The sequence below is a fragment of the Roseateles sp. SL47 genome (genome assembly GCF_026625885.1).
Lineage (GTDB): Bacteria > Pseudomonadota > Gammaproteobacteria > Burkholderiales > Burkholderiaceae_C > Roseateles.
In genome coordinates this window covers 1,556,003-1,570,191 of sequence record NZ_CP113068.1, presented here as the reverse complement: position 1 = coordinate 1,570,191, position 14,189 = coordinate 1,556,003, and the positions used below count along the sequence as shown (strand labels likewise).

The 14,189-nt window shown below is 66.6% G+C and carries 15 protein-coding genes; 11 read left to right on the top strand and 4 right to left on the bottom strand.

What is annotated here, in order from left to right; genetic code table 11:
* The first annotated feature begins 171 nt into the window (after positions 1 to 171).
* Together ptsN and hprK are read left to right on the top strand one after the other, a co-directional pair.
* Complete coding sequence (gene ptsN, locus OU995_RS06850) at positions 172 to 642, top strand: PTS IIA-like nitrogen regulatory protein PtsN (protein ID WP_088453381.1); 471 nt, start codon at positions 172 to 174, stop codon at positions 640 to 642.
* Between the two features lie 13 nt (positions 643 to 655).
* Complete coding sequence (gene hprK, locus OU995_RS06845) at positions 656 to 1,624, top strand: HPr(Ser) kinase/phosphatase (RefSeq protein ID WP_267834793.1); 969 nt, start codon at positions 656 to 658, stop codon at positions 1,622 to 1,624.
* Positions 1,625 to 1,638: 14 nt separating this feature from the next.
* Here the strand turns inward: hprK and fur are convergent, their stop codons facing one another.
* The gene (fur, locus tag OU995_RS06840) at positions 1,639 to 2,070 is read right to left on the bottom strand and encodes a ferric iron uptake transcriptional regulator (protein ID WP_267834792.1); all 432 of its coding nucleotides are present in this window, start codon (positions 2,068 to 2,070) and stop codon (positions 1,639 to 1,641) included.
* Between the two features lie 82 nt (positions 2,071 to 2,152).
* Between fur and OU995_RS06835 the strand changes: the two genes are divergently transcribed.
* The 9 genes from OU995_RS06835 to OU995_RS06795 all read left to right on the top strand — a co-directional run bounded on the left by OU995_RS06835 (position 2,153) and on the right by OU995_RS06795 (position 12,036).
* Positions 2,153 to 2,722: an outer membrane protein assembly factor BamE gene (locus OU995_RS06835; protein ID WP_267834791.1), complete on the top strand. Its 570-nt coding sequence runs from the start codon at positions 2,153 to 2,155 to the stop codon at positions 2,720 to 2,722.
* Complete coding sequence (gene dapB, locus OU995_RS06830) at positions 2,719 to 3,540, top strand: 4-hydroxy-tetrahydrodipicolinate reductase (protein ID WP_267834790.1); 822 nt, start codon at positions 2,719 to 2,721, stop codon at positions 3,538 to 3,540. Before OU995_RS06835 ends, dapB begins: the two co-directional genes overlap by 4 nt.
* A 14-nt stretch (positions 3,541 to 3,554) precedes the next feature.
* Positions 3,555 to 4,208 carry a MotA/TolQ/ExbB proton channel family protein gene (locus OU995_RS06825; RefSeq protein ID WP_267834789.1) on the top strand — a complete coding sequence of 218 codons (654 nt, stop codon included), beginning with the start codon at positions 3,555 to 3,557 and terminating at the stop codon, positions 4,206 to 4,208.
* 43 nt (positions 4,209 to 4,251) lie between these two features.
* Entirely contained in the window at positions 4,252 to 4,680 is a 429-nt protein-coding gene (locus OU995_RS06820; RefSeq protein ID WP_267834788.1) for an ExbD/TolR family protein, read from the top strand.
* A 70-nt stretch (positions 4,681 to 4,750) separates the two neighbouring features.
* Positions 4,751 to 7,390, top strand: coding sequence for a leucine--tRNA ligase (gene leuS, locus OU995_RS06815; protein WP_267834787.1), 2,640 nt, complete (start codon positions 4,751 to 4,753; stop codon positions 7,388 to 7,390).
* A gap of 4 nt (positions 7,391 to 7,394) precedes the next feature.
* Positions 7,395 to 7,907 (top strand): LPS assembly lipoprotein LptE, encoded by a 513-nt coding sequence (lptE, locus tag OU995_RS06810; protein ID WP_267834786.1) that lies wholly within the window; start codon positions 7,395 to 7,397, stop codon positions 7,905 to 7,907.
* Positions 7,908 to 7,910: 3 nt separating this feature from the next.
* Positions 7,911 to 8,987 (top strand): DNA polymerase III subunit delta, encoded by a 1,077-nt coding sequence (gene holA, locus OU995_RS06805; RefSeq protein WP_267834785.1) that lies wholly within the window; start codon positions 7,911 to 7,913, stop codon positions 8,985 to 8,987.
* 29 nt (positions 8,988 to 9,016) lie between these two features.
* Positions 9,017 to 9,631 (top strand): methylamine utilization protein, encoded by a 615-nt coding sequence (locus OU995_RS06800; RefSeq protein ID WP_267834784.1) that lies wholly within the window; start codon positions 9,017 to 9,019, stop codon positions 9,629 to 9,631.
* Positions 9,631 to 12,036, top strand: coding sequence for a putative bifunctional diguanylate cyclase/phosphodiesterase (locus OU995_RS06795; RefSeq protein WP_267834783.1), 2,406 nt, complete (start codon positions 9,631 to 9,633; stop codon positions 12,034 to 12,036). The genes OU995_RS06800 and OU995_RS06795 overlap by 1 nt, the downstream gene beginning before the upstream one ends.
* 59 nt (positions 12,037 to 12,095) lie before the next feature.
* On the opposite strand, the gene OU995_RS06790 is transcribed toward OU995_RS06795, so the two are convergent.
* From OU995_RS06790 to thiL, 3 genes are read right to left on the bottom strand one after another with little or no spacing between them, the layout of a single operon-like run.
* Complete coding sequence (locus OU995_RS06790) at positions 12,096 to 12,596, bottom strand: CinA family protein (protein ID WP_267834782.1); 501 nt, start codon at positions 12,594 to 12,596, stop codon at positions 12,096 to 12,098.
* Between the two features lie 14 nt (positions 12,597 to 12,610).
* Complete coding sequence (locus OU995_RS06785; protein WP_267834781.1) at positions 12,611 to 13,180, bottom strand: phosphatidylglycerophosphatase A; 570 nt, start codon at positions 13,178 to 13,180, stop codon at positions 12,611 to 12,613.
* Positions 13,177 to 14,142, bottom strand: coding sequence for a thiamine-phosphate kinase (gene thiL, locus OU995_RS06780; RefSeq protein WP_267834780.1), 966 nt, complete (start codon positions 14,140 to 14,142; stop codon positions 13,177 to 13,179). The genes OU995_RS06785 and thiL overlap by 4 nt, the downstream gene beginning before the upstream one ends.
* Positions 14,143 to 14,189: the final 47 nt, after the last annotated feature.

Here is a 14,189-nt window from a genome sequence, read left to right as displayed (position 1 = left end):
GCCAAGGGAGGCGGCCCGATGGCCGCCTTTGCTTTTCCGAGTTCGCCGCATAATGTTGCGATGCAACACCAATACCGTTGTTTTCAACGAGGCGTCGCATTGCCCTACCCCCTGATCCCATCGGGGTTCTTATAATCCCGGTCGTCTCTGACCTACTGGCGCATTTGCCCGATGAACCGTCTCGCCGCCATCCTTCCCGCCAGCAATGTGCTGGTCGATGTGGACGCATCCAGCAAGAAGCGCGTGTTCGAACAAGCCGGGCTGCTCTTCGAGAATAACCATGCCATCGCCAGGGCTGCGGTCACGGACAATCTGTTCGCCCGTGAACGGCTGGGCTCCACCGGTCTGGGTCATGGCGTGGCCATCCCCCACGGCCGGATCAAGGGCCTGAAGAATCCGCTGGCGGCGGTGCTGCGTGTGCAGCAGCCCATCGGCTTCGACGCCCCGGACGACGAACCGGTCAATCTGCTCATCTTTCTGTTGGTGCCGGAGGCGGCCACCCAGCGCCACCTGGAAATCCTCTCCGAAATTGCGGAGATGCTCTCGGACCGTGAACTGCGTGAACGGCTCAAGACCGAAACCGATGCCAGCGTCGTCCATCGGCTCATCGCCGACTGGGAACCGCTGAAGTCGGTGGCCTGAGCGCCTCGGTTTCGTGAAACCCACCTCCATCAGCGCGGACCGGCTCTTTGAAGAGCACCGCGAAGCCCTCCGCTGGGAATGGATCGCCGGGCACGCGCATCCGGAACGCCGCTTTGATGAAGCCGCGCTGCTGGATGCCCAGTCCGCCGCCGATCTGGTCGGCTACCTCAACTACATCCATCCCTACCGCGTCCAGATCGTCGGCACGCGGGAAGTGGCCTATCTGAGCCAGGCTTCCGGCGATGTGCTGGACCGACGCATCTCCCGCATCGTGACGCTGGAGCCGCCGGTCATCATCGTGGCGGACGGACAAACCGCGCCGGACCGCCTCATCGCCATGTGCGACCGGGCCGAGATCCCGCTGTTCACCACCGCCGAATCAGCCGGTCACGTCATTGACCTGGTGCGCGCCTACCTGGCCCATGTCTGCGCCAATCGCACGACGCGCCATGGGGTCTTCATGGACATCCTGGGCCTGGGTGTCCTGCTCACCGGCGAATCCGGCCTGGGCAAAAGCGAACTGGGGCTGGAACTGATCTCACGCGGCCATGGGCTGGTGGCGGATGACGCGGTGGATTTCTTCCGCATCGCGCAGACTGCCATCGAGGGCCGCTGCCCCGAGCTGCTGATGAACCTGCTGGAAGTGCGGGGCATCGGCTTGCTGGACATCAAGGCGATCTTTGGGGAGACGGCGGTGCGCCGCAAGATGCGGCTGAAGCTGATCGTGCATCTGGTTCGCAAGGAAACCATGGAGCGCGATTTCGAGCGCCTGCCCTACGAGCCGCTGTATGAGGACGTGCTGGGCATGCCGGTGCGCAAGGTGGTCATTGCCGTGGATGCCGGCCGTAACCTGGCGGTGCTGGTCGAGGCGGCGGTGCGCAACACCATCCTGCAACTGCGCGGCATTGATACCTACCGCGAGTTCGTTGAGCGCCACCAGCGCGCCATCGAAGAAGGCCTCAACGATTCAGCCGCCGGCTGAGCCCCGCCCGCGCTTCAACGGTTGTTCTTGTGCGGGCAATCCGTCTTCACGCAAGACGCGTACAAGGCCAGGGAGTGCTCCTGCAGCGCAAAACCCCGCTCTTCGGCAATGGCACGTTGACGTTCTTCAATCTGTGGGTCGTAGAACTCTTCCACCCGGCCGCAAGTCAGGCAGACGAGGTGGTCATGGTGATGCCCCTCGTTGAGTTCGAAGACCGACTTGCCGGATTCGAAATGGTTGCGTGACAGCAGCCCGGCCTGCTCAAACTGGGTGAGCACGCGATAGACCGTGGCCAGGCCAATGTCCGCCCGCTCATCGAGCAAAGCTTTGTAAACATCCTCCGCCGTCATGTGGCGCTGCTGCGCCTTCTGAAAGATCTCGAGGATCTTGATGCGGGGAAGCGTGGCCTTGAGCCCGCTGTTCTTGATTTCGTCTGACCTGTTCATGGGGTTTGCGCCTGCGGAACGGTGAAAGCCTCCCGCTAGAATTCCCGCCATCATAGCCCTAGCACTTCTGCGAAGCCCTGCCATGTCATTGAATTCCCAAATCGCCTTGATCGCGCGATGCACGGCCGCTGCGGCCAGCCTCGCGGCACTGGGCGCTTGCTCGCAGATGCCGAAGATGGACGTCTTCTCCGTGAGCGGAGACAAGGTGCTCGGCCTGGTCCAGCCCTACCGCGTCGAGATCGTCCAGGGCAACGTCGTCACCAAGGAGCAGATGCAGCTGGTAAAAACCGGCATGACCCGCGCCCAGGTGCGTGATGCCATCGGCTCGCCCCTCTTGACGGACGTGTTCCACGACGCCCGCTGGGACTACGTCTTCACCATCCGCCGCCAGGGCGCGGCGCCTCAGAACCGCCGCATCCTGCTGACCTTCGACGGTGACCAGCTGGCCAAGATCGATGCGCCGGAAGACCTTCCCTCCGAGAAGGAATTCATCGCCGCCATCGACACCACCAAGGTCAAGAGTGCGGCACCGAAGCTCGAGATGACCGAGGAAGAGCGCAAGGCGCTGCCGCCGCCGGTCAAGCAGGCCGCCGTGACGCCGGAGCCGATCGGCCCGGTGCGCGACTACCCGCCGCTGGAGGCTCGTCGATGAGCAGCCCAGCCGCCGCCCCGCTGCGCATTGCCATCACCGGCGCGTCCGGCCGCATGGGCCGCATGCTGATCGAGACGGTGCTGAACGCTCCCGATTGCCAGCTGTCCGCCGCCCTCGACCGGGACGGCAGTTCCAGCCTCGGCCAGGATGCCGGCGCTTTCCTGGGCCGCCAGACCGGCGTGGCCATCACCAGTGACGTCCGGGAAGGCCTGTCCCGCTCCGATGTCCTGATCGACTTCACCCGCCCGGAAGGCACGCTGGCGCATCTGGCGCTGTGTGCCGAACTCGGGGTGCGCACCGTCATCGGCACCACCGGCTTCACGGACGCGCAAAAGGCCGACATCGCGGCCCTCGCCGAGCGGGCCGCCATCGTCATGGCCCCCAACATGAGCGTGGGGGTGAACCTGGTGCTGAAGCTGCTGGAAAGCGCCGCCAAGGCGCTGGCCGAAGGGTATGACATCGAGATCGTCGAGGCGCACCATCGCCACAAGGTGGACGCGCCCAGCGGCACCGCGCTCAAGATGGGCGAAGTGATCGCCGATGCGCTCGGCCGCGACCTGAAGGCCTGCGCGGTGTATGGCCGCGAAGGCGTGACCGGCGAACGTGATCCGTCCACCATCGGTTTTGCCACCGTGCGCGGCGGCGACATCATCGGCGACCACACCGTGCTGTTTGCCGGCATTGGTGAACGCATCGAGATCAGCCACAAGGCTTCCAGCCGCGCCACCTTCGCCCAGGGCAGCCTGCGCGCGGCGCGTTTCCTGGCCCACCACCGCACCGGCCTGTTCGACATGAACGCCGTGCTCGGCCTGGCCTGACCCGACCCGACCCGATGCAGTCGCTTTCGGCCCTGGGGCTGCACTGGCAGGCAGCGGATGGCGTGGCCCGCCTGGTGGCCCTGCTGCTGCTGGTGATGTCCATCAGCAGCTGGGTCCTGATCCTCTGGCGCGCCTGGATGCTCACCCGGGCCCGTCGGGATCTGCAACGTGGCCTGCCGCTGTTCTGGGCGGCGGCCGACATCACCGCCGGCCGCCAGCAACTGCTGCATCTGGACCGTGAGGGGCTGATGGTGCCGCTGGTCGATGCCGCCTTGAGCGACAGCGCGCCGGGCAGCCTGGGTGCCGCCGGTCGCCCCCATGCCCAGCTCACCCGCCGCCTGCGGGACGCCCTGCATCTGGTGCTGGCCGCGCTCAATCGCGGCCAGGTGGTGTTGGCCACGGTGGGCAGCACGGCCCCCTTCATCGGCCTGTTCGGCACCGTCTGGGGCATCTATCACGCCCTGCAGAGCATGGCCGGCGCGGGCGACTTCAGCCTGGACAAAGTGGCCGGCCCGGTCGGCGAAGCGCTGATCATGACCGCCGCCGGCCTGGCCGTCGCCATTCCGGCCGTGCTGGCCTACAACCTCTTTGGCAAGTGGGTCGCAGCCTGCGAAGCGGAACTGGAAGGTTTCGCCCACGATCTGCGCGAGCTGCGCTCCGCGCCCTGAGGCGCGTCCGGCCAGACGCCCCGCCTTCACCAGGACCGCCCCCATGAGCTTCGGCCGCCTCGAACGCCGGGAAGCCGCCCCACCGATGAGCGACATCAACATGACGCCGCTCATCGACGTCATGCTGGTGCTGCTGGTCATCTTCATCATCGCCGCCCCGCTGATGGCCAGCGCGCTCAAGCTGCAGCTGCCCAAGGCCGAGATGGCGACGCCGGGCACCGCCAGCCAGCAGGTCGTGGCCATCAGCATCGATGCCGAGGGCCGGTATTTCCTGGGTGACGAACCGATGGAGCCGACCGAACTCAAAGCCCGGCTGCAATCGCTGGCCGCCCAGCGGCCGGACGCTGAACTCCGCCTCAGTGCGGACCGCAACGTCCCCTACGGCCAGGTGGCCGCCTTGATCGACTGGGCCCAGGCGGCACATCTGAACCGCATTGCTTTTGTCTCGGACAAGGACAACAGCCCCCGCTGACCCCACGGCCAGCCCGACCGGCCCGCCCCCACAGCCTTCTACAATGGGCCGATTCGCCCATCGAGCATCTATGAACGAGAAATACGCCCCCAGCGAGGTCGAACAGGCCGCCCGAGATCACTGGAATGCCGCGGACGCCTATCGCGTCACCGAGGACGCGAGCAAGCCGAAGTTCTATGCCTGCTCCATGCTGCCCTACCCCAGCGGCAAGCTGCACATGGGCCATGTGCGCAACTACACGATCAACGACATGCTGACCCGTCAGCTGCGCATGAAGGGCTACAACGTCCTGATGCCGATGGGCTGGGATGCCTTCGGCCTGCCGGCGGAAAACGCGGCGATGAAGAACAAGGTCCCGCCTGCGGCCTGGACCTACGACAACATCGCCTACATGAAGAAGCAGATGCAGTCGATGGGCTTGGCCATCGACTGGTCGCGCGAAATCGCCACCTGCAAGCCGGACTACTACCGCTGGAACCAGTGGCTCTTCCTGAAGATGCTGGACAAGGGCATTGCGGTGCGCCGCACCCAGGTGGTCAACTGGGACCCGGTCGACCAGACGGTGCTGGCCAATGAGCAGGTGATCGACGGCCGGGGCTGGCGCTCCGGCGCGGTGGTGGAAAAGCGCGAGATCCCGGGCTACTACCTGAAGATCACCGATTACGCCGACGAACTGCTGGCCGCCGTGGCGGACCCTGCCGACAAAAACTACCTCTCCGGCTGGCCGGAGCGGGTGCGGCTGATGCAGGAGAACTGGATCGGCAAGAGTGAAGGCGTGCGTTTTGCCTTCCCGCACGAGATCAAGGGCGCCGACGGCCAGCTCATCCAGGACGGCAAGCTGTATGTCTTCACCACCCGTGCCGACACCATCATGGGGGTGACCTTCTGCGCCGTGGCGCCGGAGCATCCGCTGGCCACGCATGCCGCTTCGCTGAAGCCGGAGCTGGCCGCGTTCATCGAGGAATGCAAGCAAGGCGGCAGCACCGAGGCCGAACTGGCCACGCAGGACAAGAAGGGCGTGCCCACCGGCCTGTTCGTGACGCATCCGCTCACCGGCGCGCAGGTGGAGGTCTGGATCGGCAACTACGTGCTGATGAGCTATGGGGACGGCGCCGTCATGGGCGTGCCCGCGCATGACGAGCGCGACTTCGCCTTTGCGCGCAAATACGGTCTGCGCATCCAGCAGGTCGTGGCCGTGGAAGGTGAAACCTATTCCGACCAGGCCTGGGCCGAGTGGTACGGTGACAAGCAGCGCGGCGTGACGATCCACTCCGGCGCGCTGGACGGCCTGACCTACAAGGCCGCCGTGGACGAGGTCGCCCGCCTGCTGGCCGAGAAGGGCCTGGGCGAGAAAAAAACCACCTGGCGCCTGCGCGACTGGGGCGTGAGCCGCCAGCGCTACTGGGGCACGCCGATCCCCATCATCCACTGCGACAGCTGCGGCCCGGTGCCGGTCCCGGAAAAGGACCTGCCCGTGGTGCTGCCGGAAGACTGCATCCCGGATGGCAGCGGCAATCCGTTGAACAAGCGCGCCGACTTCCTGAACTGCACCTGCCCCAGCTGCGGCAAACCGGCCCAGCGCGAGACGGACACGATGGACACCTTCGTGGACAGCTCGTGGTACTTCATGCGCTATTGCGACGCCAGCAATGACAAGGCCATGGTGGGCGCGGGCAGCGACTACTGGATGCCGATGGATCAATACATCGGTGGCATCGAGCACGCCATCCTGCACCTGCTGTATGCGCGCTTCTGGACCAAGGTGATGCGCGACCTGGGCCTGGTGAAGTTCGATGAACCCTTCACCAACCTGCTGACGCAGGGCATGGTGCTCAAGGGCGCCTACTTCCGCAAGCCGCCCGAAGCCGGCAAGAACTACTACTGGGAACACGACGTCGACGTGCTGCGCAACGAGCATGGCCAGCCGGTGGGCGGCACGCTCAAGGCGGATGGTTTGCCGCTCGAGTACGAGATGACGACCATGTCGAAGTCGAAGAACAACGGCGTGGACCCGCAGTCCCTGATCGACCAGTATGGTGCCGACACCGCCCGCCTGTTCGTGATGTTCGCCGCGCCGCCCGAGCAGACGCTGGAATGGAACGATGCGGCCGTGGAAGGCGCCCACCGCTTCCTGAAGCGGGTGTGGGGCTTCGGCGTGAAGCAGGCCGACGCCATCAAGGCGGCCGGCAAGGACTTCTCCGCCCTGGGCGACGACGCCAAGGCGCTGCGCCGCGAAGTGCATCTGGTGCTCAAGCAGGTCAGCTATGACTACGAGCGCATGCAGTACAACACCGTCGTGTCCGGTGCGATGAAGCTGCTTAATGCGCTGGAAGGCTTCAAGGGCACCACGCCGGGCGACCATGCGGTCATCCGCGAGGGCTTCTCGGTGCTGCTGCGCGTGATCTACCCGGCCTGCCCGCACATCACCCATGCCCTGTGGGTGGAACTGGGCCTGGCCGCCGAGCTGGGCGACCTGCTCGATGCGGCCTGGCCGGCGGTGGACGAAAGCGCCCTGGTGCAGGACCAGATCGAGCTGATGCTGCAGGTCAATGGCAAGCTGCGCGGCGCCATCAAGGTGGCCGCCAGCGCCGACAAGGCCGCCATCGAAGCGATCGCCCTGGCCAGCCCGGACTTCGAGAAATTCTCGGAGGGCAAGCAGCCCAAGAAGGTCATCATCGTGCCCGGCCGTCTCGTCAACCTGGTGGTCTGATCCCATGAATCGCCGTCATCTGCTCAAGGCCTGTGCTGTGGGTGCCGCTGGCGGCACCGCAGCGCTGCTGTCCGGTTGCGGTTTCGAGCTCCGCAAGGAGCCCGAATACCATTTCAAGACGCTGGCGCTGAAGGGGTTCATTCCCCATTCCCCGCTGAGCCAGGAACTCACCCGGCAGGTGCAGCGCAGCACGCTGAAGCTGCTGGAAGACGCCAACCGCGCGGATGTGATCCTGGAAGTGGAGCGTGAAGTGCGCGACAAGACCTCGGTGGCCACCACCACCGCCGGTCAGATCACCGAATGGCAGTTGCGCCTGCAACTGGACTATTCGCTGCGCACGGCCGGTGGCGAAGTGCTGCTGGCCCGCACCGAACTGCGCCTGACCCGCGACATGAACTACAGCGAAAGCGCCGCCCTGGCCAAGGAGCAGGAGGAAGCCTCGCTGCAGAAGGCCATGCAGGTGGAAGCGGTGGGCCTGTTGCTACGCCGCCTGGCGGCCGTGCGCCTGCCCGCCTGAGCGATGCAGATCAAAGCGGAGGCACTGCCGGGCCATCTGACCAAAGGCCTGAAGCCGATCTACACCGTCCATGGCGACGAGCCCTTGCTCGCCCAGGAGGCGGCGGACCTGTTGCGCGCGGAAGCGCGCCGGCAGGGCTATGGCGAGCGCCAGGTGTTCATCGTCACCGGCGCCTACTTCGACTGGGGGCCGGTGATTGCCGCCTCACAGGCCATGAGCCTGTTTGCCGAGCGGCAGCTGATCGAAATCCGCATTCCCAACGGCAAGCCCGGCAAGGAAGGCTCGGACGCGCTGCAACGGTATTGCGAAGGCGCGCCCCCGGATGTGCTGACGCTGGTCACCCTGCCCCGCCTGGACAAGACCCAGCTCTCCAGCGCCTGGTTCACCGCCCTGGACACCACCGGTGTCACCGTGCGGGTGGACCCGGTGGAACGCCGCGAACTGCCCGCCTGGATCGCGCGGCGCCTGCAGCAACAAGGGCAGTCGGTCTCGGCCGGCCCGGACGGGCAGCAGGCGCTGGAGTTCTTTGCTGACCGGGTGGAAGGCAATCTGCTGGCGGCGCATCAGGAACTGCAGAAGCTGGCGCTGCTGCATCCCCCGGGGGAACTGAGCCTGCAACAGATCGAAGCGGCCGTGCTGGACGTGGCCCGGTTCGATGTCTTCAAGCTGAGCGAGGCCCTGCTCAGCGGCAAGGTCGCCCGGGTGCTGCGCATGCTGGAAGGCCTGAAAGCCGAAGGCGAAGCCGCCGTGCTGGTCCACTGGACCATGTCCGAGGACATTCGCGCCCTCAAGCGGGTGCATGACGCCGTGGCCAGCGGCAAGCCCTTGCCGATGGCCCTGCGGGAAGCCCGGGTCTGGGGCCCGAAGGAACGGTTGTTTGAGCGCCTGGTCCCGCAACTTGGCGGCGCCGCCCTGTCGCGCCTGCTGGTGGCCGCCCAGGTGTGTGACGGCATCGTCAAGGGCCTGAAACATCCGGACTGGCCGGCCGACCCCTGGGACGCCCTGGGCCGGCTGGCCCTGATGCTGGAACAGGCCCTCCGCCCCGCCCCCCCATCCGCCCCCAAAACCCGCTATGGTTGACGCCTGACGAGACCACCAGGCCCACACCGATGCGCTCCCGCCGCCCGTCTGCAGCCCTTCTTCTTGCTGCTTCGGCAGCCACCGCTCTTCTCAGCCCACTTGCCGCCTCCGCGGCGCCCTGGACACTCCAGGTCAAGGACGCTGCCGGCGCCCCGCTGGCCGGTGCCGTGGTGGCGGTGGAGCTCAAGGGGCAACCCAGCCAGGCGGCGCCCGGCACCGTCGCCCAGATGGCTCAGCGGGACCGCCAATTCCAGCCCGGCACCTTGGTGGTGCAGACTGGCACGGCGGTCAGCTTCCCGAATTTCGACACGGTTCGACACCATGTGTATTCGTTCTCGCCAATCCGTCGATTCGAACTGAAGCTGTACGCCGGTACGCCCGCAGAGCCGGTAGTCTTCGACAAGCCGGGCGTTGCACAGCTCGGATGCAACATTCACGACAAGATGACCGCCCGCATCATCGTGGTGGACACCCCGCTTTTCGCCACCACAGACGCCCAAGGACAAGCCAAGCTGGACCTGCCGCCCGGTCAACACCAGGTGGCGCTCTGGCACGCCCGGCTGGGCAATGATGCGCCGCGTCAACAGTCGCTGGTCGTGCCTGCCGGCCCGCCCGGCGGTCTGGCCCTGGAGCTGCGTGACTGATGCGCTGGCCGGACTTCCTCAACCTTCGGCGGTTGGAAGGGCGCATCGTTGCGCTGTTCCTCGCGCTGTTGCTGGGAGTCCAATGCATCAGCCTGTTGCTGCTCAATCAAGGCATTGATCGCAATGCCCGTGCCTCGGTGCGGGAAGAACTGGCCTCCGGCGAACGGGTGTTCGACCAGCTGCTGCGGCAGGATGCTGAACAGCGTGGCCTGGTGGCCGATCTGCTGCAGTCGGATTTCGGCTTGCGCCGGGCCCTGGCCGAAGGGGTGAGCGGTGATGAGCTCACGGCCACGCTGAAGGATGTCTTCACCAATCTGAGCGAACGCGGCGAGGCCAGCTTCATCGGTTATGCCGACGACCGCTACCGCTTTGTCACCGCCACCGCCCCGCTGGCCCGACAGGTCGCCCCGATGCTGCCCGGCATCACACAGGAGGGCCGGGGCCACAGCCAGAACCAACTGGTGCTGCTGGACGGCAAGGCCTATCAAGTGGTCGTGGCGCCGATGCGTGCAGCCGGCCTGGGCGGCTGGGTGTTCATGGGATTTGAGCTGCGCCAGGAGCAGTTGCGCGAGCTGGAGCGCATTGCCCATATCCAGGGCGTGCTGCTGGCACGCACCGGCGGCCGTTGGCAGCTGCTGTCCAGCGTGCTGGAGGCATCGGTCCATCCCACCCTGCTGGCGGCGCTGCCAGACGGTCTGGGGGAGGCCCCGATCACCTTCCACCTTCAATTGGGCGGCGAGCAATACCAGGCGCGTCTGCAAAGGCTGGAGCACGGCGGTGACCCTAGCCAGACCATGGCCTCCCTGCTGCTGCGGTCGGTGGATGAGGCCCGTGCGCCCTACCGGCAACTGCAATGGTCCCTGCTGGGCTTGAGTCTGGCCGGCGTGGCGGTCTTTGCGCTGGGAGCGGTGCTCACGGCACGACGCATCAGCGGCCCGGTGAAGTGGTTGGCGCATGAAGCGCAGCGCCTCGGCCGCGGCGACTATGCGCAGCCGGTCGCCCGGCCCTCGCGTGATGAAATCGGCGATCTGGCCGAGGCCTTCGAGGCCATGCGGGTCGGCATTCGCGAGCGCCAGGAGCAGGTACACCGCCTGGCCTTCTGGGACCCGCTCACCGACCTGCCCAACCGGGAGCAATTCAGCCAGACCCTCAGCCGTCGCATGACGGAGAGCGAGGACCGCTTTGCACTGATCATGCTCAACCTGGACCGCTTCAAGCATGTGAATGATGTGCTGGGCCGAGCCTTTGGGGACCGGCTGCTGCGGGCCCTGGCCGAGCGGCTGCAGGCGCTGCTGAAGGACCATGCCCGGCTGATCGCCCGGCTGAGCGGCGATGAATTTGTGCTGCTGGTGGAAGGGGCCGGCGCGCAGCGGGCCGAGGCGGTCTGCCACCGGATCCAGCGGGATTTCGAACGTGCGCTGACCATCGACGACCAGACGGTGGACCTGTCCGCCGGCCTGGGCATCGCCTTGTATCCGCAGCATGGGCGCGACATGAGCGAGCTGATGGGGCATGCCGAGCTGGCCATGCATGCGGCCAAGCGCAGCCAGTCGGGCTTCCAGATTTATTCGCCCAGCATGGATGCGGCCAGCCAGGAATCGCTGTCGCTGATCAGCGAATTGCGGCAGGCCATCGACGGCAATGAGCTGCGGCTGTATTTGCAGCCCAAGGTGGATCTGGCCACACAACGCATTGGTGGGGCCGAAGCGCTGGTGCGCTGGCAGCACCCCGTGCGGGGTCTGGTGCCACCGATGGACTTCATTCCGTTTGCGGAGCAGACCGGCTTCATCCGCCAGCTCACCAGCTGGATGCTGCGGGCCTCTGCACAGGCCTGGCTGGACCTGCAACGCCAGGGGCTGGCCGTCCCCATCAGCGTCAACCTGTCGACACGTGACCTGATGGACCAGGACCTGCCCATCAAGATTGCCGACCTGGCGGCCGGCGTGCCGCCGTCGGCGCTGTGCCTGGAGATCACCGAAAGCGCCATCATGGACGACCCGCAGCGGGCGCTGCAGACGCTGGAGCAGTTGCATGCGCTCGGCTTCAAGCTGTCCATTGATGACTTCGGCACCGGCTATTCGTCGCTGGCCTACCTGAAGCAGTTGTCGGTGGATGAACTCAAGATCGACCGTAGCTTCGTGATGGGCATGGAGCGGGACCTGGACGATGCCAAGATCGTCCGCTCCACCATTGAGCTGGCCCATAACCTGGGCCTGCGGGTGGTGGCCGAAGGCCTGGAGACGGGCAAGGCCTGGACCCTGCTGGAGACCCTGGGCTGCGATCAGGCCCAGGGCTACTTCCTGGCCCGGCCGATGCCGGGCGACCAGTTCGCGCAATGGCTGCGCGGCTGGGAGCCGCCGGACCTGGGGGATGCGGTGGCCAATACGGTGCTGGCCGGGCTCTGAGCCTGGGGCCGGCGGTTCAACGCCGAGGGGATGGGGGCTCCGCAGTCAGCAGCCAACAGTCAGCTATCACGATCCTCGAGAGCGTCGCAAAGCGCCTGCAGGCCCACACGCACAGTCTGGGTACGGACCGCATGCCGATCCCCGCTGAACAGCTCTTTCCAGACCCGAACCGGCGTGCGGCCATGCAACAGCGCCAGCCACACCGTGCCCACCGGCTTGGCCTCACTGCCGCCACCGGGGCCGGCCACGCCAGTGACCGCCAGCGCCCAGTCCACCGGCGAATGCGCCACCAGCCCGCGGGCCATCTGCTCGGCCACTTCGCCGCTGACGGCGCCATGCAGGCTGATCATCGCGGCCGGCACCCCCAGCAACTCGGTCTTGGACTGGTTGCTGTAGCTGACCACGCCGCGCTCGAACCATTCGCTGGAGCCCGCCAGGCTGGTGCACGCCGCTGCGATCAGGCCGCCCGTGCAGGACTCCGCCGTCCCCATGCGCTCGCGCCGCTGGATCAGGGCCAGGGCAATGCGTTGGATCAGCTCGGATTCTTCAGCTAGCACCATGTCGATCTCCTGGGTCAATGCAGCAGATGGCGCGCCACCGCCAACACCAGCAGCGTACATCCGGCCGCGACCAGATCGTCAAAAAGGATGCCGAAGCCCTGGCGCGCACCCACGGGGGCGCCCGGCGGTGACTTGAAAAGGCTGTCGGCCCAGCGCACCGGGCCGGGCTTGACCGCGTCGAAGTAGCGGAACACGCCAAAGGCAGCGGCCTGCCACCAAAGACTGGCCGGCATCAGCAGCCACAGGATGATCCACATGGCGAGGATCTCGTCCCAGACCACCGAACCCGGATCGCAGACGCCCAGGTGACGCGCCGTCACCGTGCAGGCCCACCAGCCGACCAGCAACCCCACCACCAGCACACCCGCCCACTGCAGGGGCGTCACCCAGGGGTTGATCAGCAGGAAGCCCGCCCAGCCCCACAGACTGCCGACGGTGCCTGGGGCCTTGGGTGCAAGACCACTGCCGAAGCCCAATGCCAGCCAGCGGGCCGGGTGGCGCACCATGAAGGCGAGGGTGGCGCGGCGTGGCGCGGTCGGAGCAGCGGGCGTTCCCTCGGAAGCATCGGTAGACGGATGGCTCATGACTTGAAGTGATCAAAACCTTGCAGCGCGAGATCCAGCTCGCGACCCTCCCCATCCACCAGCCGCAAGCCGGGCTGCGGCTCAATGCGGCCAATGCGGTAGACCGGGGTGGCCGACTGGCGGCCCGCCTCCAGCACGCGGTCCCGGGCCTCGGCCGGGGCGGTGAAGACCAGCTCGTAATCGTCGCCCCCGGTCAGCAGGCACAGCCGCTGGAGGTCCTCCGGCATGGCGCCGAGAACAGCGGAGCGTGGCAGGTCGGCCAGATGCAGACGGGCCCCCACGGCCGAACGATGCAGGATGTGACCCAGGTCACCGGCCAGGCCATCGGAAACGTCGATGGCGCTGCTGGCCAGACCGCGGAGCGCACGGCCCAGGGCGACACGTGGCTGCGGCAGCTCCATCGCCAGGCGCACCGAGTCGAACTGATCGCCCGGCAGCGACACATGGCCGCGGAAGACCTCCAGCGCCAGTCTGGCATCCCCCAAGGTGCCACTGACCCAGAGGTCGTCCCCCGCCCGGGCACCGGAACGCAGAAGGGCCTGCCCCTGGGGCACTTCACCCATGATGGTGATGTTGATGTTCAGGGGGCCGGCCGTGGTGTCCCCGCCCGCCAGCACCAGTCCATGAGCATCGGCCAAGGCGAACAAGCCCTCTGAGAAACCGGCCAGAAAAGCCTCGTCCAGCCGCGGCAGCGCCAGCGACAGGAAACAGGCGCGGGGCGTGCCGCCGCTGGCCGCCAGATCGCTCAGGTTGACCGCCAGGGCCTTGTGGCCCAGGCGCTGCGGCTGCACGGTCGACAGGAAATGCCGCCCTTCCACCAGCATGTCGGTAGACACCAGCCATTGGTGGCCCGGTGTTGGTGTCAGCACTGCACAGTCGTCCCCCACCCCCAGGGCCACCGTGTGGCCGGGCGCAGGTGCCGGACGCGTGAAATAACGTGCGATCAGATCAAATTCACCCATGGGTCGCATTGTCGCCGCCTCGGGATGCCACAAGGGTGAGGGGCGCC